The following is a 23,822-nucleotide window of genomic DNA, read 5'->3' as shown; positions in this document are numbered from 1 at the left end:
CCTGCTGGGGGGCGTGGACGACGCCCGCGAACGGCCTTTCTCAGCGCCGTACCGCGACGGTCACCGTCAGCACCGTGACCGGGATCAGCAGCGCCGCTGCCAGCAGGTTGAGCCAGCCGTAGCCGGCCTGCGCGACCACCAGACCGGAGAGCGCGCCGCCGACACCGGCGGCCGAGTTCATGATCAGGTCGGAGAAGCCCTGCACGGCGGCGCGAGCCCGCTGCGGTACGGAGTCGGTCAGCAGCGCGGACCCGGCCACCAGCCCCGCGGACCAGCCCAGCCCGAGCAGGAACAGCCCGGCCGCGGACTGCGCGTGGTTCCCGTCCGCCGTCCCGGCCAGCGCGGTGGCGCACCCGAGCAGTCCCGCGCCCACCAGGATGACGCTGAACCTGCCGATCCGGTCCGCGAGCCAGCCCATCACGGGCGAGAAGGCGTACATACCGGCGATGTGGCCGCTGAGCACGAGCCCGATCAGCTCCACTCCCGCGCCGTGCCCGCCCAGGTCCACCGGGGTCATCACCATCACCGAGACCATGACGGTGTGCGAGCCGGCTATCGCGGCCAGCGCGACCCGGGCGGGCGCCGAGTCCGTCACCGCGGCCAGCCCCGCCCGCAGCGACCGGCCTCCGCCGTCCTCGTCCCCCCGCCGGCCTCCGCCGTCCTGGTCCGGTCGCCGGTCGCCCGCCGCCGTCCGGGCCAGCGCGCGGGCCGTCAGCAGCGGGTCGGGCCGCAGCAGCACCTGCAGCAGCCCTCCGGCGATCAGGAAGACCGCCGTGCCCCACAGGAAGGGGCCGGCCGTCTCCGGCACCCCGAGGCCGGCCACGCTCCTCCCGGCGGGCCCCGCGATGTTCGGGCCCAGGACCGCGCCGACCGTGGTCGCCCACACCACCGTGGAGATGGCCCGCGCCCGGTGCAGCGGCTCGGCCAGGTCGGCGGCGGCGAAGCGCGCCTGGAGATTGGCGGTGTTGCTGGCGCCGAAGGCGGCCATGCCCACCAGCAGCAGCGGGAAGTTCCGCAGCGCGGCTCCGGCCACCACGACGAGCCCGCCGACGGCCGCCACGGCGTAGGCGGACGTCAGCCCGACCCGTCTCCCGCGCCGCGCCATCAGCGCCGCGCACGGCAGGGACAGCAGCGCTGTCCCGATCACCGAGGAGGTGGACGCCAGCCCCGCCACCGCCTCGGAGCCGCCGATGTCCTCGGCCAGCACGGCGGCCAGCGCAACCGCCGTGGAGACGCCCAGTCCGCCGAGGATCTGGCTGAGGACCAGGGCCAGCCGCGCCCGTCGCCGGACGGCCCGCAGATCGATCCCGCCGTCCGCCTCCGGTTCCCCCGCGGCGGGCTGCTCCGGACCGCGCACGGCGAGCCCCCCGCGCCGTGTGCTGCGCCGGGAGAGCCCGCCGGGCAGTCCGCCGGGCGCGTCGGGCGTGTCATCACCGTCAGCCGTGTCGCGAATGTCAGTCACGCCGTGCAGTCTGGCACCCGGCGCCGCCCGCCACCACGGACTCATGGCCGGTTCCGGGGCTCAGAACAGCGGCTGCGGCAGCACGCCCTCCAGCGCGAGGAGCGCACGCTTGGTCTCCAACCCGCCCCCGAAGCCGCCGATCGCGCCGGAGCTCTCCAGCACCCGGTGGCAGGGCACGACCACGGGCAGCGGATTGGCGCCCATGGCGGCGCCGACCGCGCGGGCCGCACCGGGGTCGCCCGCGCGCACGGCGAGGTCCTGGTAGCCGACCGTCGTCCCGTACGGCACACCGGTCGCCAGCTCGCGCAGCACCCGCGCGGGGAAGCCCTCCGTCAGCGACCAGTCAAGCGGCACGGTGAAGGGCGCCGGGGAGCCCGCGAAGTAGCCGTCCAGCGCGGCCGCGGCCGCACCGAGATGCTCGGCGGCGGGCGCCGGTGCCTGCGCCGCCGGCAGCGGCTCGGCGCCCAGCCGCGCGTGCAGTCGGGCGAGGGCCCGGTCGAGCGTGCGTCCCCGCGCGTGGAAGACGACGTGGGCCAGGCCCTCGGCGGTGGCCGCGAGCAGCAGCGGTCCGATGGGCGTCTCCCGCAGGGACCAGGCCGTCGGCCGCACCGGGGTGTCTGTCATACCGGCACCCTAGAGGGGCACACCGACAGTCGCCGTCGGCACCCGTCCGGATCGCCCGCCCGGGGTGCTCAGCCGGTGGGCCCCGACCCCTGCACGGCGTCGCTGACCACGTCCGGCTTGTTCGAGATGATGCCGTCCACTCCCGCGTCGGCGACCTTGCGGGCGGTCTCGGCGTCGTTCACGGTCCAGGTGAAGATCTCCATTCGCTTGTGGTGCGGCCCCTTGAGTGCGTGGACGGCCTTCACGTAGTCGGCCGTGGCGTCGGTGTGGGTGGGGTTGATCTGGTCGGCGAACCCGGCGTAGTCCTTCAGCTCGGCCGCCTTGGGGGTGCCCAGGAAGCCGGTCTTCACCTCGGGACGCTGCTGGTGCACCTTCTGCACCGCGCCCTTGTCGAAGCTCTGGATGATGAGCCGGCTCCTGGTGTGTCGGCGGTCCAGCCAGCCCTGCCGGTCGAGCTCGTCGAGGGTCTCGCGTTCGATGCCCGGGTAGAGCGCGGGGGACTTCAGCTCCAGCAGCAGGTCCTGCCCGTTCCTGGTGAGCCGGTCCAGGTACTCGCCCAGGGTGGGGATCCGCTCGCCCGCGAACTTGCTGTCCAGCCAGCTTCCGGCGTCCAGCGACTTGATCTCCTCGAGCGTGAAGTCGGAGACCTTCCACGGGCTGCGGTCCGGGAAGCGCTGCTCGACGTCCGTGGTGCGGGAGAGCGTGGTGTCGTGGATGACCAGCAGCTTGCCGTCCTTGGTGCGCTGCACGTCGTTCTCGACCCAGTCGATGCCGAGATCGTGTGCCTTGTCGACCGCGGCCAGCGTGTTCTCCGGCGCGTAGCCGGACGCCCCGCGGTGGGCCACGGGGAGCGGGGACCGGTGCGGCTTTCTGGCGTCGGAGGGGGGCTGCTGCAGCTCCGGGTCGGGGTCCTCGTCGCCGCCGAAGCCCGGGAAGCCGGAGAAGTCTACGACCGGATCCGGCGTCTGTCCCGCCGGGCGGGGCGAGGCCGCTGCGGTCGGCGTGGCGGTGAGGAAGAGCGCGCTCATACCCAGCAGCGCACCTGCGGCGGCAGCGGTCAGCGGGCGTATCGACATGCGGGACTCCTCGCTTGTACCTGCACGGACTGCCGAGACAGTTCCCGATGCGCAATACAACCAAGCCAGGACAAAGTGACGTGGCGCTGAACGGACCGTGGTCAAGCCGCTGACCTGCGACGAAGAAAATTGGCAGCTATCTGCCAGTGGGGCGTAGTTTGCGCGCGGAACCCCGTTGTCGGTGCCGAGTCGTACCGTGGTGGACATGCGGCCCAACACCGAGATCGAACGCAAGGTGGCGCCCTTCGAGGTCGTCAGTCCGTACCAGCCCAGCGGTGACCAGCCGACCGCCATCGCGGAGCTCGCGCAGCGGGTCACCGCAGGTGAGAAGGGCGTCGTGCTGCTGGGAGCCACGGGCACCGGCAAGTCGGCCACCACGGCGTGGATGATCGAGAAGCTGCAGCGCCCGACGCTGGTGATGGCGCCGAACAAGACCCTGGCCGCGCAGCTCGCCAACGAGTTCCGGGAGCTGCTGCCGAACAACGCGGTCGAGTACTTCGTCTCGTACTACGACTACTACCAGCCGGAGGCGTACGTCCCGCAGACGGACACCTACATCGAGAAGGACTCCTCGATCAACGAGGAGGTCGAACGGCTGCGCCACAGCGCGACGAACTCACTGCTCACCCGGCGTGACGTCGTGGTGGTCGCCTCCGTCTCCTGCATCTACGGCCTGGGCACTCCGCAGGAGTACGTCGACCGCATGGTGCCGCTGAGGGTCGGCGAGGAGATCGACCGGGACGCGCTGCTGCGGCGCTTCGTGGACATCCAGTACCAGCGCAACGACATGTCGTTCACCAGGGGCACCTTCCGGGTCCGCGGCGACACCGTCGAGATCTTCCCGGTGTACGAGGAGCTCGCGGTCCGCATCGAGATGTTCGGGGACGAGATCGAGGCCCTCTCCACCCTCCACCCGATCACCGGTGAGGTGATCACGGAGGACCGGGAGCTGTACGTCTTCCCCGCCTCGCACTATGTGGCGGGTCCGGAGCGGATGGAGCGCGCCATCGCGGCGATCGAGGCCGAGCTGGCCGCGACGCTGGAGTCGATGGAGAAGCAGGGCAAGCTCCTGGAGGCCCAGCGGCTGCGGATGCGGACGACGTACGACATCGAGATGATGCGGCAGATCGGCACCTGCTCGGGGATCGAGAACTACTCGCTGCACATCGACGGCCGCGACCCGGGCACGGCGCCGCACACCCTGCTGGACTACTTCCCCGAGGACTTCCTGCTGGTCATCGACGAGTCGCACCAGACGGTCCCGCAGATCGGCGCCATGTATGAGGGCGACGCCGCCCGCAAGCGCACGCTGATCGACCACGGCTTCCGGCTGCCCTCCGCGCTGGACAACCGCCCGCTGAAGTGGGAGGAGTTCCTGGAGCGGACCGACCAGACGGTCTATCTGTCGGCCACCCCCGGCCCGTACGAGCTGGCCCGCTCCGACGGCTATGTGGAACAGGTCATCCGCCCCACCGGTCTGGTCGACCCGGAGGTGGTCGTCAAGCCCACCGACGGGCAGATCGACGACCTGGTCCACGAGATCCGGCTGCGCGAGGAACGCGACGAGCGGGTGCTGGTCACCACCCTCACCAAGAAGATGGCCGAGGATCTGACGGACTACTTCGTCGAACTGGGCATCCGGGTCCGCTATCTGCACAGCGACGTGGACACCCTGCGTCGCATCGAACTGCTGCGCGAGCTGCGCTCCGGGGAGTACGACGTGCTGGTCGGCATCAACCTGCTGCGGGAGGGGCTCGACCTGCCCGAGGTCTCCCTGGTGGCGATCCTGGACGCCGACAAGGAGGGCTTCCTCCGCTCCGGCACCTCGCTGATCCAGACGATCGGCCGCGCGGCGCGCAACGTCTCCGGCCAGGTTCATATGTACGCGGACAAGGTCACCCCCGGAATGCAGCGGGCGATCGAGGAGACCAACCGGCGCCGTGAGAAGCAGATCGCCTACAACCAGGAGCACGGCATCGACCCGGAGCCGCTCCGCAAGAAGATCGGTGACATCGTCGCGGACATCGCCCGCGAGGAGGTCGACACCGAGGCGCTGCTGGACACCGGCTACCGCCGGCGGGACGAGACGGGCAAGGGCGGCAAGGGGAAGGCCCCCACCCCCGCACTGGGCAAGGGCAAGGGCGCCGGCTCCGGCGAGCTGACCGACCGGCCGGCCGCCGACCTCGCCCAGACCATCGAGGATCTGACCGAGCGGATGCGCGCAGCCGCCGCCGAGCTCCAGTTCGAGGTCGCCGCACGGCTGCGGGACGAGGTGGGGGAGCTCAAGAAGGAGCTGCGCCAGATGAAGGAGGCCGGGCTGAAGTAGCCGGGCACGACCACTCGCGGTCCGGGGTCGCCGCCGGGAGTGTTGCAAGACCGACACAAGTCGCGGTCGGCCTCCCGGCCGCTCCGCGCTCTTGCGTAGGGTGCTGAATCTGGTGGCCGCCGGCCTGTGGCGGCCCCGGTTCAGAGAGGGGACGCACGTGTCGGTCAACTTGTCCAAGGGCCAGGGCATCAGCCTGCAGAAGAGCGACGGGGCCAGCCTCACCGCGGTGCGCATGGGCCTGGGCTGGAAGGCCGCACCGCGGCGGGGGCTGTTCGGCAAGCGCACCAAGGAGATCGACCTCGACGCCTCGGCGGTGCTCTTCGCCGACAAGCAGCCCGTCGACGTCGTCTTCTTCCGCCATCTGGTGAGCGACGACGGCTCGGTCAAGCACACCGGTGACAACCTGGTGGGCGGCGCGGGCGAGGGCGGCGACGACGAGGCCATCCTGGTGGATCTGCAGCGCGTCCCGGTCCACATCGACCAGATCGTCTTCACGGTCAACTCGTTCACCGGTCAGACCTTCGCCGAGGTCGAGAACGCCTTCTGCCGCCTCGTCGACGAGACCACCGGCCAGGAGACGGCCCGCTACACGCTCACCGGCGGCGGCCAGTACACCGCGCAGATCATGGCCAAGGTCCACCGGCAGGGCAACGGCTGGCAGATGACCGCCCTCGGCGAGCCCGCCAACGGCCGGACCTTCCAGGACCTGATGCCGACGATCCTGCCGAAGCTGTGAGCTGCGCGCCGCCGAGGCCGTGAACCGTCCGGTCCCGCCGCCGCGGTGACCGGTCCCGGACCGTCGATGCGACCGCCGCGGGCCCGCCCGAGCGGCAGCGGTTCCGGACTGCCGGGTCCCGGGCGGTCCCGGCCGCCGAGTACGAGAGCCACAGGGGGAGAGGCACGACGATGACGGCCGAGCTGGTCCGGGGGCAGAACCACCCGTTGCCCGGCACCCGGATGGAGATCCGGGTGACGGCGGGTACCCCCGTCGTCGCCGGGGCGACGCTCAACGACGCGCAGGGGCGGATCCGCGGGGCGGAGTGGACTGCCCACCCCGCAGCCCCGCGGCTGCCCGGGGTGGAGGTCTCCCGCCGGGCGGCGGCCGTGCACCGCCTGGCCCTCGATCCGGGAGCGCTGCCCGAGGACGTCGAGCGGGTGTGCATCCTGCTGGCCCTGCCCGCCGGGCCGGGCGCTCCCGCCGGGTTCGCCGGCCTCCCCGCGCCGTTCCTCGCCGTCACCGGCCCGGACGGCACGGAGATCGCCGGCTACACGGTGACGGGACTCACCACCGAGTCCGCCGTGGTCGCTCTGGAGCTGTATCTGCGCCGGGGCGTATGGAAGGTGCGAGCTGTCGGACAGGGATACGCGGACGGCCTCGCAGCCCTCTTCGCCGACCAGGGACTGGCCGAGGCGCGTACGCTCGCCGACGCCGTCCAGGAAGCGGTCGCCGCCGGTGCGGACGACGCGGTCGCACCCCCGCCGGAGGGGCCGCTCCGGCACGCCGCGGCGATCCGCGGTACGGCGGAGGGTCCCACCGCGGCGTCGGGCCGGGGCGAGGGCCCCGCGCGGGAGGATCCGCCTCCCGTCGCTCCGTCCGCCGCTTCGTCCGGTGGTGCCTCGCCCGGGGGCGCGGTCGACTACCGCCATCCGCGTCGCGCACCGGCGACCACCGGGGCCGCGCAGCCCCAAGGGGGCTCTCCGCCGTCCGCGCCGTCCGCCCCGGGGCCGGGGTCCGGGGCGGGCGAGGGAGCGCAGCCGGTGGCGGGCGACGCCCCCGGCTGGTCGATGGAGGAGCGGCTTTACAACCAGGTGTGGGGCATCTTCGAGGACCTGGCCCGGAGCGTGGCGGCCTACCGTTCGGCTGTCGACTTCGCCGAGACACGCAGGGAGCGCGAACTCGACGCGGTGCTCGCCGATCCGCAGTCCCGGGTCGGCCCCGCCGCGACGGAGGCCCGCGCCCGGGCCGAGGCCAAGCACAGCGCGCTGGTGGAGCAGGCCCGTGCCGCGCTGGATCGGGACGCGGCGCAGCTCGAGGCCGAGGCCGAGGTGGTCGAACCGGCGCTGCCACCGGCGCTGGCCCGCTGGGACAACCCCGTCTGGCACGCCTACCGGCCGCCCACCGAGCGCCCTCTGGCGCTCCGGGTGGGCGATCTGAGTCTCCCGGAGCGCGCCGGGCTGCGGGTTCCCCTGCTGGTGCGGCTGCCCCTGGAGCGGGGGCTGTGGATCGACAGCGGCCGTCCGCGGAGCCCCGAGGCAGGGGCGGCGGACGCGGACGAGCTGCGTCGTCTCGCGCAGACGACCGCCGCCGCGCTGGCCGCCCGCATCCTGGCTGTACATCCGCCCGGCGAGCTGACCCTCCGGATCATCGACCCGGGGGGCGCGGCGGCGACCGCGCTCCTTCCGCTGGTGGAGTCGGGGGTGCTGCCGGACCCGCCCGCCGCGGGCGCCTCCGGCGTCGCCCGCACCCTGGAGCGGCTGACGCAACGCGTGGACCTCGTCCGGATGGCGGTACGCAGCGGGGCTACCGACGCACTTCCGCCCGACCTGGATCTGGCCGATCAGCTCCTGGTCGTCCACGACTTCCCGCACGGCTTCGACGACCGCGCCGTCAACCAATTGCGCTACCTGGCGGACGAGGGGCCCGCGGTCGGCGTCAGCCTGCTGCTGGTCGCCGACCGGGACGAGGCGCGCGGCTTCGGGCCGCTGCTCGATCCGCTGTGGCGTTCGCTGCTGCGGCTGACTCCGGTCCCGGACGATCATCTGGCCGATCCGTGGGTGGGCCATGCCTGGACGTACGAGCCGCTGCGGGTGCCCGCCGGCAGCCAGGTCGTGCCGCAGGTGCTGCGGCACGCCGCTGCCGCGCGCCGCACGGCCGGCGGCTGAGAACCGTCGCTCCGGCGCCTGAAGCCGGGGACGAATCCTGAGCCCGGGACCGGGTCCGACCGCACCCGATCCCCTTGCGGGGGCGGACCCGCTCGACCATGCTCTTTACCTTTACATGGTTTTACTTTACTCTCTCTTGTATCGGAGGGGAGTATTCCCAGCCATGCGGTGATCCCGTCAGTACGGGCCGGACAAAACGGCCCCGGGGCACCGGCCCGGGCCGCTGCGGGCGGCGGCTCCCGGGTGGAAGAGACCTCCGGCCCATGCTCGAATGCAAGCCGGAGGATCACGCATGGACATATCCATGACCACCTGGGCGCTGACCATCGTCGGCCTGTCCGCCCTCATCGCGGTGGACTTCTTCATCGGCGGCCGCAAGCCGCACGAGGTCTCCCTCAAGGAGGCCGGTATCTGGACGACCGTCTGGATCGTCCTCGCCGCGCTCTTCGGACTCGGCCTCTTCCTCTTCGGGAACGGCCAGGCGTCCGGCGAGTTCTTCGCGGGCTTCATCACCGAGAAGTCCCTGAGCGTCGACAACCTCTTCGTCTTCGTGCTGATCATGGCGAAGTTCGCGGTGCCCTCGATCTACCAGCAGCGGGTGCTGATGGTCGGTGTGCTCATCGCCCTGGTGCTGCGCGGTGCCTTCATCGCCGCCGGGGCCGCGATCATCTCCACCTTCTCCTGGGTCTTCTTCCTCTTCGGTGCCTTCCTGATCTGGACGGCGTGGAAGCTCGTCCAGGAGGCCCGCTCCGGTGACGACGAGGAGGAGTTCGAGGAGAACCGGCTGCTCAAGGCCGTCGAGCGGCGCTTCCCCTCGACGGACAAGTACCACGGCACCAAGCTGTTCGTCGTCGAGAACGGCAAGCGGCTGATGACGCCCATGCTGATCGTCATGCTGGCGATCGGCACCACCGACGTGCTGTTCGCGCTGGACTCCATTCCGGCGATCTTCGGCCTCACCCAGGACCCGTACATCGTCTTCACCGCCAACGCGTTCGCCCTGATGGGCCTGCGGCAGCTCTACTTCCTGATCGGCGGCCTGCTGCAGAAGCTGGTGCACCTCTCCTACGGGCTCTCGATCATCCTCGGCTTCATCGGCGTCAAGCTGGTGCTGCACGCGCTGCACGAGACCGGGGTCCATGTTCCGGAGATCAGCATCCCGGTGTCGCTGGGCGTCATCTGCGCCGTGCTGATCATCACGACGATCACCTCACTGGCGGCCTCCCGCAAGCAGGCACGGGCCGCGGCGGAGGCCGAGCACGACGAGCGGACCCGCACCGGTTCCTGACCCTCCGGTTCCCGACCGGTCACCGGCCCCGGCCCCTGACCGGTCACCGGCCTCCGGCCGCTCCCGGAGCCCCCGTCCCCCGGCCCCGCCCCGCCACTCCTTCCGGTAGGGGGCGGGGCCGGGACCGCGTCCGGCGCCGGTGGCCGGTGCCCCGCCGCCCGGCCGGATCATCGGCTGACGGTCACCCGCTGTGCAGCCCGCTCCCCGTTGACCAGCACCGCAAGGGTGACCGTGCCCGGTCTGCGCCCGGTCAGCGTGCCGTCCGCCGGATCGTAGGAGGCCACACAGCGTCCGCGGGGCACCGCGCCCTTCACGCACAGCCCCTGCGAGCCGGGCCAGTCCGCGCTCACCGGCCAGTCGACCGGAACCCGGCGTGCCGTCGGCCCGCTGCCCTGCCGCACGGTCGCCGACGCGGTGCCCTGCCCGCCCACCGAGAGCCGCTCGGGCGCGTCCAGCAGCAGCGCGTCCACGTGGGCGCGGGTCTGCACCGAGAGCCAGTCACCGTCGCGCGGCCGACCCCGGTCCACGCCCAGCAGCGACCAGCCCGTGAAGCCGCCCGCACCCGGCGGAGCGGCCGGAGCCTTGGCCGAGTTCCCGTTCACCAGATACGGGACACCGTCCACCCGGGAGGCGTCGAAGACGCCGACATGGCCCGCCACCAGGGCCGCGCCCTTGCCCGAACGGGACCGGAAGTCGGCCAGCCAGCCCTCCAGCAGGTCGGCCTCCATCCGGTCCGTGAGCCGGCTGGCCCGCGCCGGAGTGGGATCGCGCGGCGGTACATGCTCGATGACGGTGACGGAGTCGATGCCGCGGTCCCGTGCGGCGTCGTCCAACTGCCGGCGCAGCTCCTGGAACTGGGCGTAGCCGCCGCCCCGCACCGTCAGCGACGAGGTGTCCAGCGTGATGAACCGCGTGCCGCGGTGGTCGAACGTGCGCTGCGCGGGCCCGAACTCCTGGACGAAGTGGTCGATCGAACCGCCCATCACCTCGTGGTTCCCCGGCACGTAGTACCAGTCGACCGCGTCCCCCAGCTCCTCCTCCAGCACCGTGCGCGCGAACGCCAGGTCCGCGGGGGTTCCCTCGTCCACCAGATCCCCGTTGACGATCAGAAAGTCGGGCCGGGCGGCGCGGACCTCGCGCAGGGTCCGGCGTGCCTGCTGCACGGCCTCGCTGTCCGGATCGCGGGCGACGAACTGCGCGTCCGACATCACCGCGAACCGCCAGTCGCGCCCGGCGGTGTCCGCGGCCGTCGAGATCAGCGGATCGTGCGGCCGCCCGACCTTCGGCAGGTCGATGTCCGGCGGCGTCCTGGCGACCAGCTCGTCCAGCACCACCGAACCCTCGTACTGTGCGGCGGGCCGGGTCTCGGCGAGGTAGAAGCGGTGCAGCGTGAGCGGATACGCAACCCCCTCGGGAACCTCGAAGGTGACCTGGCGCCAGTCCCGCCACTCCACCAGCGGGCCACGCAGCACCTGGTCGGTGCCCGCCGCGTCCTTGAGGTGCAGCGAGGGCCAGGCACCCGAACCGTCCCCTCTGATCCACAGCGTGAAGCTGCGCGGCTGCCCGGGGATCTCCCGCTCGGCGGGCGGGTTCGCGTAGGCGGCACGGGTGGCCGTCGAGCGGGTGAAGTCGTAGCTCAGTTTGAGCCCGCCACCGTCCTTGCCGTCCGGTTCGGGGGCCACCGAGCCGGTGGCCCGGGCCGCGCTGAACGTCCAGTCGGACGCGTCGCCGAAGCCGGCCACCGGCTGCTCGCGCAACCCCACGGTGACGCCCAGCCGGGTGGTGTGCCCCCGTACGGTGACGGTCACCGTGCCGGACGCGGACTCCTGTCCGGAGCGGGTCGTGACCGTGAACCTGCCGTCGGCGGCGTCCTCGTCCGCGGTGATCGAGAAGAGCGCGTGGTCGTAGGACAGTCGTGCGTCCGCGGGCTCGACCGGTGCGCTGTTGCCCTGCGCGTCGTATCCGATCAGCCCGAACGACCCGTCGGCGTCGCCGTCCGCCAGGCCCACCCGGTCCGTCGTCGCACGTACCCGGTCCAGCGGCCCCAGGACCCGCAGCTTCGTGCTGCCCTCGGCGGCGCCGGCGCGGGCGGTGACCGAGGTGCTGCCCGGTCGGCGGGCCCGGAAGACGCCCTGCGCGTCCACCCGGCCGACGTCCGGCCGCGCCGTCCGCCAGCGGGGGCGCGGCGCGCCCCGGGCCGGGCCGTAGGTCTCGTCGTACGGGGCGGCGGTCAGTGCCCGCGTCAGCCCGGGGAAGACGCGGTCGGGGTGGCCGCCCGGCATGGTGTCGGCGGTGGCCGCCTCGCGCGGGTCGAGGGCCGTCTCCACCCAGAAGCCGGACAGTCGGCCCGACCCCTTCGGCGCCGTCAGCGCCAGCGCGTCCGCGACCTCCCGCTGCTCGCCGTCGGAGGGCGCGTTCTCCAACCGGAGAGCGGTGCCGCCCGGCTTCCGGGCCAGCAGGGTGGAGGAGCCGCCGCCGTCCAGGTTGAGGGCGTTGTAGGCGCCCAGCTTCTTCATCATCCGGGCGAGTTCGGTCAGCGTCACCCCGCCCGAGGCCGCCTGCCTGCCGTCCACCGTCAGCACGTGCATCGTGCCGCCGTCCTTGGAGAAGCCGACGGCGGTGCGCGGTGCCGCCGTGTTGTTCGGCCTGCCGTCCCAGTTCTGCGGAGTGCCGTCCTCGACCAGCACGCCGCGGCCGCCGACTGCCGTGCGCGGCAGCGGGGAACCGTCGTCGGTGCGCATCCGGTAGGCCACCTCGACCGGGTCGCCGGGGTGCAGCGCGGCGAGCCGGTCGGCGCCGTCGCCCCGGCCCAGCAGGACGCTCACCCCCTCCGGGATCTCGCCCCTGCCGGGCTTCCGGGCCACCGAGGTGACGTCGCCGTCCCGCACGGCCACCTCCGTGACCTGGGGATCCTGGTCGACCGTCAGCGCCCGGTCGGCGCCGCCCCAGTCCGCGTCGTACAGCCCGATGCCGTCCTCCGCGACATCTGCGGCGTTCCGGCCGCCGAGCGGTACGTCGCCCGCCGGGAGGGTGACGGTGCCCTCGAAGTACAGGTCCAGGATGCGGCCCGCCGCGTCCGGCCCGATGCCGACGGCCTCGGAGACCCCGGGCGCGGGGGAATGGACGGGCTTGCCGCCGCGGAGGCCGGGGCCGAGCGGGGCGCCGGTCTCGTCGATGTCGAAGAAGTCGGCGTTGAGCGCGGCGATGGTGCGGCGTCCCGGTCCGGGATCGTGCTCGGCGGCCAGGTCGCCGACCGTCCGGCGTTCGGTGACCTTGCCGGAGGAGAGGTAGTCGGCCGTCGTACCGGTCCGGGTCCGGCCCAGCTCGAGGGTGAGCGCGTCCGCGCGCAGCCAGCTGTCCGGTTCGAGCCGGTCGAAGGAGGTGAGCTTCGCACCCGGTGCGATGGGCCGGGTGGTGCGGGAGAGTTCCATGCCGTCGCCGGACGGACCGGGGTCGGCCCGGCTTCCGGCGATGGCGGCCGTGGCCGGCCGGGGCGTGTGCTGCTCCGCCGCGGCCCGGGCCGTACCGGCCGACAGCAGACCGGCCAGCAGCGCGGCGGCGGTGGCCACCGGGAGCAGCGGAGCGGTGAGTCTTGCGCGAGCGTGGACCTGTCTCACAACGTCCCCCACAAAGACCAGTGTTCTCGGCACTTTCTGCGCACAGTGCCGCACAGGGTCCCAAGGGGGACCGGCCCACACCAGAGGTGCGGAGCGAAGTCGGGGGAAACACCGCGCATCTTCCACCGGTTGGCCGCAGGGTTCCGCACCCGGCCGGCCCGCCTGCGCTACGAGCGGCTCAGCCCGCGACGAGCTTCCCCTGCTCCACCTTCACCGGCACCGTCGGCAGTGCCTCGGTGGCGGGGCCCTGTGCGACCTTCCCCGAGTCCACGTGGAAGCGGCTCCCGTGCAGCGGGCAGACCGCCACCTCGCCGTCGATCTCGCCCAGGACGCTGCCCTGATGGGTGCAGACCGCGCTGAACCCTTTGAAGTCGCCCTTCTCGGGCTGGGAGACCAGCACCTTCTGCTCGGCGTACAGCTTCGCGCCGCCCACCGGTACGGCTTCGGCTTCGCCCAGCTCGACCGGCTCGTCGGGGCCGGACCCCGACGAACCCTTCCCGGAGTCACCGGCGCACCCGGCGGTGGTCAGTCCCAGTGCGGCCAGTGCGGCCCCGCACAGTACGGTGCGGCGCGTGGCCGGCGATTCCTCGCTCGTCGTCACGCGCCGCACTCTACGTCCGGGCCGCAGGCCCGGCGCACCCGGCCGGCGCTTCGCACGGTCAGGGCTGCACACCGGGTCAGGGCTTGCGGGATGCCTTCTTGGCGGTGGCCTTCTTCGCGGGCGCCTTCTTGGCGCCGGTCTTCTTCGCGGGGGCCTTCCTGGCCGCCGTCTTCCTCGCGGGCGCCTTTCCGGCCGCGGGCCCCGCCGGGACGGACGCGTCGCTGACGCGGTCGCCCAGCACGTCGCGGAGGAACTTCCCGGTGTGACTGGCCGGCACTGCCGCGACCTGCTCCGGGGTGCCCTCGGCGACGACCAGGCCGCCGCCGTTGCCGCCCTCCGGGCCGAGGTCGACCACCCAGTCCGCGGTCTTGATGACGTCGAGATTGTGCTCGATCACCATGACCGAGTTGCCCTTCTCCACCAGGCCCTCCAGGACGCCGATCAGCTTCCTGATGTCCTCGAAGTGGAGACCGGTCGTCGGCTCGTCCAGGACGTAGACGGTCCGTCCCGTGGAGCGCTTCTGCAGCTCGCTGGCGAGCTTCACCCGCTGCGCCTCACCGCCCGAGAGGGTCGGTGCGGACTGCCCGAGCCGCACATATCCCAGTCCGACGTCGTTGAGCGTCCGCAGATGGCGGGCGATGCCCGGCACCGCCTCGAAGAAGTCCAGGGCCTGCTCGATCGGCATGTCCAGGACCTCGGCGATGTTCTTGCCCTTGTAGTGCACCTCCAGGGTCTCCCGGTTGTAGCGCGCACCGTGGCAGACCTCGCAGGGGACGTACACGTCCGGCAGGAAGTTCATCTCGATCTTGATGGTGCCGTCGCCGGCACAGTTCTCGCAGCGGCCGCCCTTGACGTTGAAGGAGAACCGGCCCTGCTGGTAGCCGCGCACCTTCGCCTCGGTCGTCTCCGCGAACAGCTTGCGCACGTGGTCGAAGACGCCGGTGTAGGTGGCCGGGTTGGAGCGCGGGGTACGGCCGATGGGCGACTGGTCGACGTGGACGACCTTGTCCACGAGGTCGTCGCCCTCGACCCGGGTGTGCCGGCCGGGAACCGCCTTGGCGCCGTTGAGCTCGCGGGCGAGATGCGTGTAGAGGATGTCGTTGACCAGCGTCGACTTCCCGGAGCCCGACACGCCCGTGATGGCGGTCAGCACGCCGAGCGGGAAGGAGACGTCGACGTTGCGCAGGTTGTTCTCCCGCGCCCCGCGGACCGTCAACTGCCGTGCGGGGTCGGCGGGACGGCGCACCTCGGGGGTGGGGATCTCGCGCTTGCCGGTCAGGTAGTCGCCGGTCACCGAGTCCTCGTTGGCCAGCAGCTCCTTCAACGGGCCGCTGTGCACCACCTTGCCGCCGTGCTCGCCCGCTCCCGGGCCGATGTCCACCACCCAGTCGGACGCCTTGATGGTGTCCTCGTCGTGCTCGACGACGATGAGGGTGTTGCCCAGGTCGCGCAGCCGCACCAGGGTCTCGATCAGCCGGTGGTTGTCGCGCTGGTGCAGCCCGATGGACGGCTCGTCCAGCACGTACAGCACCCCGACCAGCCCGGACCCGATCTGGGTGGCGAGCCGGATGCGCTGCGCCTCCCCGCCGGAGAGGGTGCCGGCGGCCCGGTTGAGCGTCAGATAGTCCAGACCGACGTCCACCAGGAAGCGGAGCCGCTCGTTGACCTCCTTGAGCACCCGTTCGGCGATCTGCTTGTCGCGCCCGGTCAGCGTCATCTCGCGCAGGAAGTCGGCGCACTCGGTGATCGACATCGCGGAGACCTCCGCGATGGACTTGTTCTGCACGGTGACGGCCAGCACCAGCGGCTTGAGCCGGGTGCCCTCGCAGGCGGGGCAGTTCACCTCGCGCATGTAGCCCTCGAAGCGCTCCCGGCTGCTGTCGGTCTCCGCCTCGGAGTGCCGCCGCTTCACGAACGGGACCACGCCCTCGAAGGCGGTCGTGTAGGCGCGCTCGCGGCCGTACCGGTTGCGGTACCGGACCTCGACCTGGGTCTTGTGGCCGTGCAGCAGGGCCTTCTTGGCCCGCGCCGGGAGACCCGCCCACGGGATGTCGGTACGGAACCCGAGCGCGTCCGCCAGCGCGCCGATCAGACGGCCGAAGTACTCCTTGGTGTGCCCGTGCGACCACGGGTGCAGCGCGCCCTCGTCCAGCGACTTGTCCTCGTCGGGGACGATCAGCTCCGGATCGACCTCCATCCGGGTGCCGATGCCGGTGCACACCTGGCAGGCGCCGAAGGGCGAGTTGAAGGAGAACGAGCGCGGCTCCAGCTCCTCGAAGGAGAGGTCGTCGTAGGGGCAGTACAGGTGCTCGGAGTACATCCGCTCGCGCTGCGGGTCGTCCGGCTCCAGGTCGACGAAGTCGAGGATGATCATGCCGCCGGAGAGGCCGAGCGCCGTCTCCACCGAATCGGTGAGCCGCCGTTTGGCGCTGCCCTTGACGGTCAGGCGGTCGACGACCACCTCGATCGTGTGCTTCTCCTGCTTCTTCAGCTTCGGCGGCTCGGACAGCTGGACGGTCCGCCCGTCGACCCGGGCGCGGCTGTAGCCCTTGGTCTGGAGTTCGTTGAAGAGGTCGACGAATTCGCCCTTGCGCTCGCGCACCAGCGGCGAGAGCACCTGGAAGCGGCTGCCCTCCTCCAGGCCGAGCACCTTGTCCACGATGGCCTGCGGCGACTGGCGGGCGATCGGGCGGCCGCAGACGGGGCAGTGCGGCTTGCCGATCCGGGCGTAGAGCAGCCGCAGGTAGTCGTAGACCTCGGTGATGGTGCCGACCGTCGACCGCGGGTTGCGCGAGGTCGACTTCTGGTCGATGGAGACGGCGGGGGAGAGCCCTTCGATGAAGTCCACGTCGGGCTTGTCCATCTGCCCGAGGAACTGCCGTGCGTAGGCGGAGAGCGACTCCACGTAGCGCCGCTGGCCCTCCGCGAAGATCGTGTCGAAGGCGAGCGAGGACTTGCCCGAGCCCGAGAGCCCCGTGAAGACGATGAGCGAGTCGCGGGGGAGGTCTATCGAGACGTTGCGGAGGTTGTGCTCGCGAGCGCCACGGACGAGAAGACGGTCGGCCACGCCTGTTGGCACCTTTCGTGTGGGAAGGGGGAGCCCGCGTCGAGCGGGAGTCCCCGACCAAGAGTAGGACGGCGCCGCCCGGAGTGTCGTTCGCCTCGGGTTCGGGAGCCGGGCTCGACCATATAGCACGTTCATTCGAATCGCGGCGGATCCGGCTGTCTTCCCCTCGAACGAGGGACGCCAGTAGCTTTGGATCATGACCACGCCTGCGACCACGCCCGTCCACGACACCGAACTCCTGCGGAGCGCGACCGGTCACCTGCTCGCCGCTGCCGCCGGGCTGACGGCGGCCGAGGCGGCCGAGCCCTCCCACCTTCCCGGCTGGACCCGCGCCCACGTGCTCACCCACCTCGCCCGCAACGCCGACGCGCTCGTCAACGTGCTCGCCGGCCGACCCATGTACGCCAGTGCCGAGGCCCGCGACGCGGACATCGCGCACGGGGCCGGCCGCTCCCCCGAGGCGCTCGCCGACGACGTGCGCACCAGCGCGGCCCGCCTGGAGCGCGGCTTCGCGGCCCTCGGCGACGAGGAGTGGAGCCGCACCGTCACCCTCCGCAACGGTGTGACGGACCTCGCCTCCTCGCTGCCCTTCCGCCGCTGGATCGAGGTCGAGCTGCACCACGTGGACCTCGGGGTCGGCTACACGCTGGAGGACCTGCCGGGCTCCTTCGTGGACCGCGAGCTGGCCAACATGGCGCGCCGCTTCGCCGGGCACCCCGACATCCCCGTCGCCGTCGAGCTGCGCGCGGAGGACGGCAGGAGCTGGCGCACCGGCGCCGCCGAACCGGGCGGCGAGGGGCCCTTCGTCGTCGCCGGGAGCCCCGTCGCGCTGGTCGGCTGGCTGACCGGCCGGACCAACGGCAGCGGCCTCTCGGCGCGGGGTTCGCTGCCCGCACTGCCCGCGCTCTAGGGTTGGCGCATGCCTTACAGCGGAACGGTACAGGTCGGCGGCCCCGCGGACGTGCACGAGCTGCGGGACCTGATGATCTCCAAGGTCGCCGTCGGCCCCATGGACAACAACGCGTACCTGCTGCGCTGCCGGGCCACCGGCGAGCAGCTCCTGATCGACGCCGCGAACGACGCGGGCACCCTGCTGGAGCTCATCGGTGACGACGGCATCGCCTCCGTCGTCACCACACACCGGCACGGCGATCACTGGCAGGCGCTCGCGGAGGTGGTGGACGCCACCGGAGCCCGCACCTGCGCCGGACGGTACGACGCGGAGGGCATCCCGGTCCCCACGGACGTGCCGCTGGAGGACGGGGACACGCTGCGGGTGGGTGAGGTCGAGCTGACAGCGCGCCATCTGACCGGGCACACTCCCGGCTCGATCGCCCTGGTCTACGACGACCCGAGCGGCCACCCGCACCTGTTCACCGGCGACTGCCTCTTCCCGGGCGGGGTGGGCAACACCTTCGGCGACGCCGACCACTTCGCCCGGCTCATCGACGACGTGGAGACCAAACTGTTCGCCCGACTCCCCGACGAGACCTGGGTCTACCCGGGCCACGGCGGTGACACGACGCTGGGTGCCGAGCGTCCGCACCTGGCCGAGTGGCGCGAGCGCGGCTGGTAGCCCGCGCGGCGGTGCCGGGACGGGCGCCCGGCACCGCCGCGGCGCGCCCGTCCCCCGCTGCCACGCGCTGATCGCTGTCACCGGGCGCCAGTAGGGTGGGTCACATGGCAGACCCCTCCACCTACCGTCCGAAACCGGGAGAGATCCCCGACTCGCCCGGGGTCTACCGCTTCCGCGACGAGCACCGCCGGGTGATCTACGTCGGCAAGGCGAAGAGCCTGCGCCAGCGGCTCAACAACTACTTCCAGGACCTCGCCGGGCTGCACCCGCGCACCCGCACGATGGTCACGACGGCCGCCTCCGTCGAGTGGACGGTCGTCGGCACCGAGGTGGAGGCCCTCCAGCTCGAGTACACCTGGATCCAGGAGTTCGCGCCCCGGTTCAACGTCAAGTACCGCGACGACAAGAGCTATCCGTCGCTCGCGGTGACGATGAACGAGGAGTTCCCCCGCGTCCAGGTGATGCGCGGCCCCAAGAAGAAGGGCGTGCGCTACTTCGGCCCGTACGGGCAGGCCTGGGCCATCCGGGAGACGGTCGACCTGATGCTGCGGGTCTTCCCCGTGCGCACCTGCTCGGCAGGGGTCTTCAAGCGGTCGGCGCAGATCGGCCGGCCCTGCCTGCTCGGCTACATCGGCAAGTGCTCGGCGCCCTGCGTGGGCCGGATCACCCCCGGGGAGCACCGCGAACTCGCCGAGGAGTTCTGCGACTTCATGGCCGGGCACACCGGTACTCACCTGCGCCGCCTGGAGCGGGAGATGCAGGAGGCCGCCGAGGAGCTGGAGTACGAGCGGGCGGCGCGGCTGCGCGACGACATCGACGCGCTCAAGCGCGCCATGGAGAAGAACGCGGTGGTGCTCGCCGACGCCACCGACGCCGACCTGATCGCGGTGGCCGAGGACGAGATGGAGGCGGCCGTCCAGATCTTCCACGTCCGCGGCGGCCGGGTGCGCGGTCAGCGCGGCTGGGTCACCGACAAGGTCGAGGCCGTCGGCACCGCCGAACTGGTCGAACACGCGCTGCAGCAGCTCTACGGCGCCGAGCAGGGGGACGCGGCCACCGGCGGCGGCAGTGGCGGTGTGCCCAAGGAGGTGCTGGTCCCGGCGCTGCCCGAGCCGGCCGGACCGATAGCGCAGTGGCTCTCCGAGCGCCGCGGGGCGCAGGTGAGCCTGCGGGTGCCGCAGCGCGGCGACAAGCGGGCCCTGATGGAGACGGTCGACCGCAACGCGCAGCACGCCCTGGTGCTGCACAAGACCAAACGCGCTTCCGACCTGACCACCCGCTCCCGGGCCCTGGAGGAGATCGCCGAGGCGCTCGACCTGGACTCGGCGCCGCTGCGCGTCGAGTGCTTCGACATCTCGCATCTGCAGGGCGACGATGTGGTGGCCTCCATGGTGGTCTTCGAGGACGGGCTGGCGCGGAAGAGCGAGTACCGCCGCTTCCAGATCAAGTCCTTCGCGGGGCAGGACGACGTGCGCGCCATGCACGAGGTCGTCAGCCGCCGTTTCCGCCGCTATCTGGTGGAGAAGCAGCGCACCGGCGAGTGGCCGGACGAGGAGCTCGGCGGTGAGCTCGAGTCCGGACCCGCCGCGGAGCCGCCCGGGAGCGGCGCCCCCGCCCCGGAGCCGCCCGAGACGGGAGAGCCGGCCGCCGCCCGGCAGCCGGCCCGGGGCGCTGGCCGGGACGAGGACGGCCGCCCCAAGAAGTTCGCCTACCCTCCGCAACTGATCGTGGTCGACGGTGGCCGACCGCAGGTGGCGGCCGCACAGGCGGCGCTGGAGGAGCTCGGCATCGACGATGTCGCCGTCTGCGGCCTGGCCAAACGGCTGGAGGAGGTCTGGCTGCCGGGCGAGAGCGACCCGGTGGTGCTGCCGCGCAGCAGCGAGGGCCTCTACCTGCTGCAGCGCGTCCGCGACGAGGCGCACCGCTTCGCGATCCGCTACCAGCGCGGCAAGCGCGGCAAGCGGCTGCGCGGCAGCCCGCTGGACGCCGTCCCCGGACTGGGGGAGACCCGCAAGAAGGCCCTGCTCAAGCACTTCGGCTCGGTCAAGAAGCTACGGGCGGCCTCGGTGGAGGAGATCTCCGAGGTCCCGGGGGTGGGCCGGAAGACGGCGGAGACGGTGGCCGCGGCGCTCTCCGGTGCCGCCACCGGCCCGGCGGTGAATACCGCGACCGGTGAGATCGTTGAAGATGAGTGAAATATGGCGCCGAGACCGCCATCGGTACGAAGATTGACACATCGGGGGATGACAGCATGAGCGCGGAACGCGAGCAGCGCGGAGACGGAGCAGTGGTGAGTACCCTCGACCCGGCCCAGTCGGAGGAGGCGGGCGCGACCATCCCGGAGCTGGTGATCATCTCCGGGATGTCGGGCGCCGGCCGCAGCACCGCAGCCAAATGCCTGGAGGACCTCGGCTGGTTCGTCGTCGACAACCTGCCGCCCGAGCTGATCCCCACGATGGTCGAGCTCGGGGCCCGCTCCCAGGGCAACGTGGCGCGGATCGCCGTCGTGGTCGACGTGCGCGGCCGCAACTTCTTCGACAACCTCAAGGGAGCCCTGGCCGACCTGGCGGCCTACCACGTCTCCCGGCGGGTCGTCTTCCTGGAGGCGTCGGACGAGGCTTTGGTGCGCCGTTTCGAGTCGGTGCGCCGCCCCCACCCGCTCCAGGGCGACGGGCGCATCGTGGACGGCATCGCGGCCGAGCGCGACCTGCTGCGCGAGCTGCGCGGCGACGCCGATCTGGTGATCGACACCTCCGGCCTCAACGTGCACGAGCTGCGCGCCAAGCTGGACGCCCGGTTCGCGGGCGACGAGGAGCCCGAACTGCGCGCCACGGTCATGTCCTTCGGCTACAAGTACGGCCTGCCGGTGGACGCCGACCTGGTGGTCGACTGCCGCTTCCTGCCCAACCCGCACTGGGTCCCCGAGCTGCGCCCCTACACGGGCACCAGCGAGGAGGTCTCCAATTACGTCTTCAACCAGCCCGGTGCCAAGGAGTTCCTGGACCGCTACACCGAGTTGCTGCAGCTGATCGCGACGGGCTACCGCAGGGAGGGCAAGCGGTACGTGACCGTGGCCGTCGGCTGCACCGGCGGCAAGCACCGCAGCGTCGCCATGTCCGAGAAGCTCGCCCGCAGGCTCTCCGACGGGGGCGTGGAGACGGTGGTCGTCCACCGGGACATGGGGCGTGAGTGACGCCCATGGCCCGGCGGAGCCTGCGGCATCTGGTGGGGCGGCGTGCGACGCTGCGCGGCCTGAGCTCCCAGCAGCCCAAGGTGGTGGCGCTCGGCGGCGGCATGGGCCTGTCGGCCTCGCTGACGGCGCTGCGCCGGATCACCGGCGACCTCACCGCGGTGGTCACCGTCGCCGACGACGGCGGCTCCAGCGGGCGGCTCCGCGACGAGCTGGGGGTGCTGCCCCCCGGAGACCTGCGCAAGGCCCTCGCGGCGCTGTGCGGCGACGACGAGTGGGGCCGCACCTGGGCCCAGGTCGTCCAGCACCGCTTCGAGAGCCGCGGCGACCTGCACGAACACGCGGTCGGAAATCTGCTGATCGTGGCGCTGTGGGAGCAGCTCGGCGACCACGTCCAGGCGCTCGACCTGGTCGGCAAGCTGCTGGGCGCGCACGGCCGGGTGCTGCCGATGTCCGCCGTGCCGCTGGAGTTGCGCGCCAGCGTGCGCGGGCATGACCCCGCGCGCCCCGACGAGCTGTCGATCGTACGGGGCCAGGCCACCGTCGCGCTCACTCGCGGCGAGGTCCAGGAGGTGCACCTGGTGCCCAGCGACCCGCCGGCCGTGTCCGAGGCCGTCCGCGCGGTCCTGGACGCCGACTGGGTGGTGCTGGGGCCCGGCTCCTGGTTCTCCTCCGTCATCCCGCATCTGCTGGTGCCGGAGCTGCTGGAGGCGCTGACCGAGACGAAGGCCCGAAAGGTCCTCTCGCTCAACCTCGCTCCGCAGCCGGGGGAAACGGATGGTTTTTCCCCGCAACGTCATTTGGAGGTTTTGGGGCGACACGCCCCTAAACTCACCTTCGACGTGGTGCTGGCCGACCAGGATGCCGTACCCGACCAGGACTCCCTGAGCGAGGCCGCCGATCAGCTCGGCGGGAGGGTCGAGCTGGCGCCCGTAGCGGCAGCCGGGGGCGCCGCCCGGACGGAGTCCGGGGAGGGGACTCCCCGGCACGACCCGGAGCTGCTGGCCGCCGCGTACGACCGTATTTTTCGGATGCATGGAAGGATCGGCCCATGGCGATGACGCCTGCGGTGAAGGACGAGATCTCCCGGCTCCCCGTCACCCGGACCTGCTGCCGGAAGTCAGAGGTCTCGTCGATCCTGCGCTTCGCGGGTGGGCTGCACCTGGTGAGCGGGCGGATCGTGATCGAGGCGGAGCTGGACACCGGGATCGCCGCCCGGCGGCTGCGCAAGGACATCCTGGAGATCTTCGGGCACTCCTCCGACCTGGTGGTGATGGCCCCCAGCGGACTCCGGCGCAACAGCCGCTACGTCGTCCGGGTGGTTGCCGGCGGTGACCAGCTCGCCCGGCAGACCGGACTCGTCGACAGTCGCGGGCGCCCGATCAGAGGGCTGCCCCCGCAGGTGGTCTCGGGGGCCACCTGCGACGCGGAGGCCGCCTGGCGCGGCGCGTTCCTGGCACACGGCTCGCTGACCGAGCCGGGGCGCAGCTCCTCGCTGGAGGTCACCTGCCCCGGCCCGGAGGCGGCGCTGGCCCTCGTCGGTGCGGCGCGCAGGCTGCAGATCGCCGCCAAGGCGCGCGAGGTGCGCGGGGTGGACCGGGTCGTCGTCCGTGACGGTGATGCGATCGGCGCGCTGTTGACGAGGCTCGGTGCCCACGAGTCGGTGCTGGCCTGGGAGGAGCGGCGGATGCGCCGCGAGGTGCGGGCCACCGCGAACCGGCTCGCCAACTTCGACGACGCCAACCTGCGCCGCTCGGCGCGGGCCGCGGTCGCCGCGGGTGCCCGGGTGCAGCGGGCGCTGGAGATCCTCGGTGAGGAGGTCCCCGAGCATCTGGCCGCCGCCGGGCGGCTGCGGATGGAGCACAAGCAGGCGTCGCTGGAGGAGCTGGGCGCTCTCGCCGACCCCCCGCTGACCAAGGATGCGGTGGCCGGGCGGATCCGGCGGCTGCTGGCCATGGCGGACAAGCGCGCGCAGGATCTTGGAATTCCGGGAACGGAATCGAATCTGTCCGAGGAAATGGTTGGCTGATGAGCGGGGAAATGCTCGTCTGAGAAGGGCGGGAAAACTCGTCCGACGAGCGGGTAAATGCTCGACTGAGCGGCGGGTTCAGA

16 protein-coding genes are annotated in these 23,822 nt (G+C 72.1%); 10 read left to right on the top strand and 6 right to left on the bottom strand.

Features of this window, described 5'->3' with window-relative positions; genetic code table 11:
* Positions 1 to 40 precede the first annotated feature (40 nt).
* The 3 genes from P2424_RS05880 to P2424_RS05870 all read right to left on the bottom strand — a co-directional run bounded on the left by P2424_RS05880 (position 41) and on the right by P2424_RS05870 (position 3,162).
* On the bottom strand, positions 41 to 1,357 hold the full coding sequence (locus P2424_RS05880; RefSeq protein ID WP_276478839.1) for an MFS transporter: 1,317 nt from the start codon (positions 1,355 to 1,357) through the stop codon (positions 41 to 43).
* Positions 1,358 to 1,522: 165 nt separating this feature from the next.
* Positions 1,523 to 2,086: a methylated-DNA--[protein]-cysteine S-methyltransferase gene (locus P2424_RS05875; RefSeq protein ID WP_276474725.1), complete on the bottom strand. Its 564-nt coding sequence runs from the start codon at positions 2,084 to 2,086 to the stop codon at positions 1,523 to 1,525.
* Positions 2,087 to 2,154: 68 nt separating this feature from the next.
* On the bottom strand, positions 2,155 to 3,162 hold the full coding sequence (locus P2424_RS05870; RefSeq protein ID WP_276474724.1) for a glycerophosphodiester phosphodiesterase family protein: 1,008 nt from the start codon (positions 3,160 to 3,162) through the stop codon (positions 2,155 to 2,157).
* 205 nt (positions 3,163 to 3,367) lie between these two features.
* Between P2424_RS05870 and uvrB the strand changes: the two genes are divergently transcribed.
* The 4 genes from uvrB to P2424_RS05850 all read left to right on the top strand — a co-directional run bounded on the left by uvrB (position 3,368) and on the right by P2424_RS05850 (position 9,659).
* Complete coding sequence (gene uvrB, locus P2424_RS05865; RefSeq protein ID WP_276474723.1) at positions 3,368 to 5,488, top strand: excinuclease ABC subunit UvrB; 2,121 nt, start codon at positions 3,368 to 3,370, stop codon at positions 5,486 to 5,488.
* Between the two features lie 157 nt (positions 5,489 to 5,645).
* Positions 5,646 to 6,224 (top strand): TerD family protein, encoded by a 579-nt coding sequence (locus P2424_RS05860; RefSeq protein ID WP_276474722.1) that lies wholly within the window; start codon positions 5,646 to 5,648, stop codon positions 6,222 to 6,224.
* 170 nt (positions 6,225 to 6,394) lie between these two features.
* Positions 6,395 to 8,371: a TerD family protein gene (locus P2424_RS05855; protein WP_276474721.1), complete on the top strand. Its 1,977-nt coding sequence runs from the start codon at positions 6,395 to 6,397 to the stop codon at positions 8,369 to 8,371.
* A 292-nt stretch (positions 8,372 to 8,663) separates the two neighbouring features.
* Positions 8,664 to 9,659, top strand: coding sequence for a TerC family protein (locus tag P2424_RS05850; protein WP_276474720.1), 996 nt, complete (start codon positions 8,664 to 8,666; stop codon positions 9,657 to 9,659).
* 167 nt (positions 9,660 to 9,826) lie between these two features.
* On the opposite strand, the gene P2424_RS05845 is transcribed toward P2424_RS05850, so the two are convergent.
* From P2424_RS05845 to uvrA, 3 genes are all read right to left on the bottom strand, one after another.
* A complete protein-coding gene (locus P2424_RS05845) occupies positions 9,827 to 13,228 on the bottom strand; it encodes a phosphodiester glycosidase family protein (RefSeq protein WP_276474719.1) in 3,402 nt (1,133 codons plus the stop codon).
* Positions 13,229 to 13,454: 226 nt separating this feature from the next.
* On the bottom strand, positions 13,455 to 13,886 hold the full coding sequence (locus P2424_RS05840; RefSeq protein WP_276474718.1) for a Rieske (2Fe-2S) protein: 432 nt from the start codon (positions 13,884 to 13,886) through the stop codon (positions 13,455 to 13,457).
* A gap of 67 nt (positions 13,887 to 13,953) precedes the next feature.
* Positions 13,954 to 16,944 carry an excinuclease ABC subunit UvrA gene (gene uvrA, locus P2424_RS05835; RefSeq protein ID WP_276474717.1) on the bottom strand — a complete coding sequence of 997 codons (2,991 nt, stop codon included), beginning with the start codon at positions 16,942 to 16,944 and terminating at the stop codon, positions 13,954 to 13,956.
* Positions 16,945 to 17,140: 196 nt separating this feature from the next.
* Between uvrA and P2424_RS05830 the strand changes: the two genes are divergently transcribed.
* From P2424_RS05830 to whiA, 6 genes are all read left to right on the top strand, one after another.
* Positions 17,141 to 17,854 (top strand): maleylpyruvate isomerase family mycothiol-dependent enzyme, encoded by a 714-nt coding sequence (locus P2424_RS05830; RefSeq protein WP_276474716.1) that lies wholly within the window; start codon positions 17,141 to 17,143, stop codon positions 17,852 to 17,854.
* Positions 17,855 to 17,863: 9 nt separating this feature from the next.
* The gene (locus P2424_RS05825; RefSeq protein ID WP_276474715.1) at positions 17,864 to 18,520 is read left to right on the top strand and encodes an MBL fold metallo-hydrolase; all 657 of its coding nucleotides are present in this window, start codon (positions 17,864 to 17,866) and stop codon (positions 18,518 to 18,520) included.
* Between the two features lie 104 nt (positions 18,521 to 18,624).
* Positions 18,625 to 20,715 (top strand): excinuclease ABC subunit UvrC, encoded by a 2,091-nt coding sequence (gene uvrC / locus P2424_RS05820; protein ID WP_276474714.1) that lies wholly within the window; start codon positions 18,625 to 18,627, stop codon positions 20,713 to 20,715.
* Between the two features lie 56 nt (positions 20,716 to 20,771).
* Entirely contained in the window at positions 20,772 to 21,713 is a 942-nt protein-coding gene (rapZ, locus tag P2424_RS05815) for an RNase adapter RapZ (RefSeq protein WP_276474713.1), read from the top strand.
* A gap of 5 nt (positions 21,714 to 21,718) precedes the next feature.
* Positions 21,719 to 22,771, top strand: a complete 1,053-nt coding sequence (gene yvcK, locus P2424_RS05810) for a uridine diphosphate-N-acetylglucosamine-binding protein YvcK (RefSeq protein WP_026004935.1) — start codon at positions 21,719 to 21,721, stop codon at positions 22,769 to 22,771.
* A complete protein-coding gene (whiA, locus tag P2424_RS05805) occupies positions 22,762 to 23,739 on the top strand; it encodes a DNA-binding protein WhiA (protein ID WP_276474712.1) in 978 nt (325 codons plus the stop codon). The genes yvcK and whiA overlap by 10 nt, the downstream gene beginning before the upstream one ends.
* The last annotated feature ends 83 nt before the right edge of the window (positions 23,740 to 23,822 follow it).

It is taken from the genome of Streptomyces sp. WMMB303 (genome assembly GCF_029351045.1).
Lineage (GTDB): Bacteria > Actinomycetota > Actinomycetes > Streptomycetales > Streptomycetaceae > Streptomyces.
The sequence above is the reverse complement of the archived record's forward strand: the minus strand, read 5'-3'. Positions and strand labels throughout refer to the sequence as shown.

Bases quoted from the DNA above. Each gene is read 5' to 3' on its own strand.
- rapZ (WP_276474713.1), top strand. From the start codon at position 20,772: ATGAGCGCGGAACGCGAGCAGCGCGGAGACGGAGCAGTGGTGAGTACC.
- P2424_RS05855 (WP_276474721.1), top strand. From the start codon at position 6,395: ATGACGGCCGAGCTGGTCCGGGGGCAGAACCACCCGTTGCCCGGCACC.
- P2424_RS05875 (WP_276474725.1), bottom strand. From the start codon at position 2,086: ATGACAGACACCCCGGTGCGGCCGACGGCCTGGTCCCTGCGGGAGACG.
- yvcK (WP_026004935.1), top strand. From the start codon at position 21,719: ATGGCCCGGCGGAGCCTGCGGCATCTGGTGGGGCGGCGTGCGACGCTG.
- uvrB (WP_276474723.1), top strand. From the start codon at position 3,368: ATGCGGCCCAACACCGAGATCGAACGCAAGGTGGCGCCCTTCGAGGTC.
- uvrC (WP_276474714.1), top strand. From the start codon at position 18,625: ATGGCAGACCCCTCCACCTACCGTCCGAAACCGGGAGAGATCCCCGAC.
- P2424_RS05850 (WP_276474720.1), top strand. From the start codon at position 8,664: ATGGACATATCCATGACCACCTGGGCGCTGACCATCGTCGGCCTGTCC.
- P2424_RS05830 (WP_276474716.1), top strand. From the start codon at position 17,141: ATGACCACGCCTGCGACCACGCCCGTCCACGACACCGAACTCCTGCGG.
- P2424_RS05870 (WP_276474724.1), bottom strand. From the start codon at position 3,162: ATGTCGATACGCCCGCTGACCGCTGCCGCCGCAGGTGCGCTGCTGGGT.
- whiA (WP_276474712.1), top strand. From the start codon at position 22,762: ATGGCGATGACGCCTGCGGTGAAGGACGAGATCTCCCGGCTCCCCGTC.
- P2424_RS05825 (WP_276474715.1), top strand. From the start codon at position 17,864: ATGCCTTACAGCGGAACGGTACAGGTCGGCGGCCCCGCGGACGTGCAC.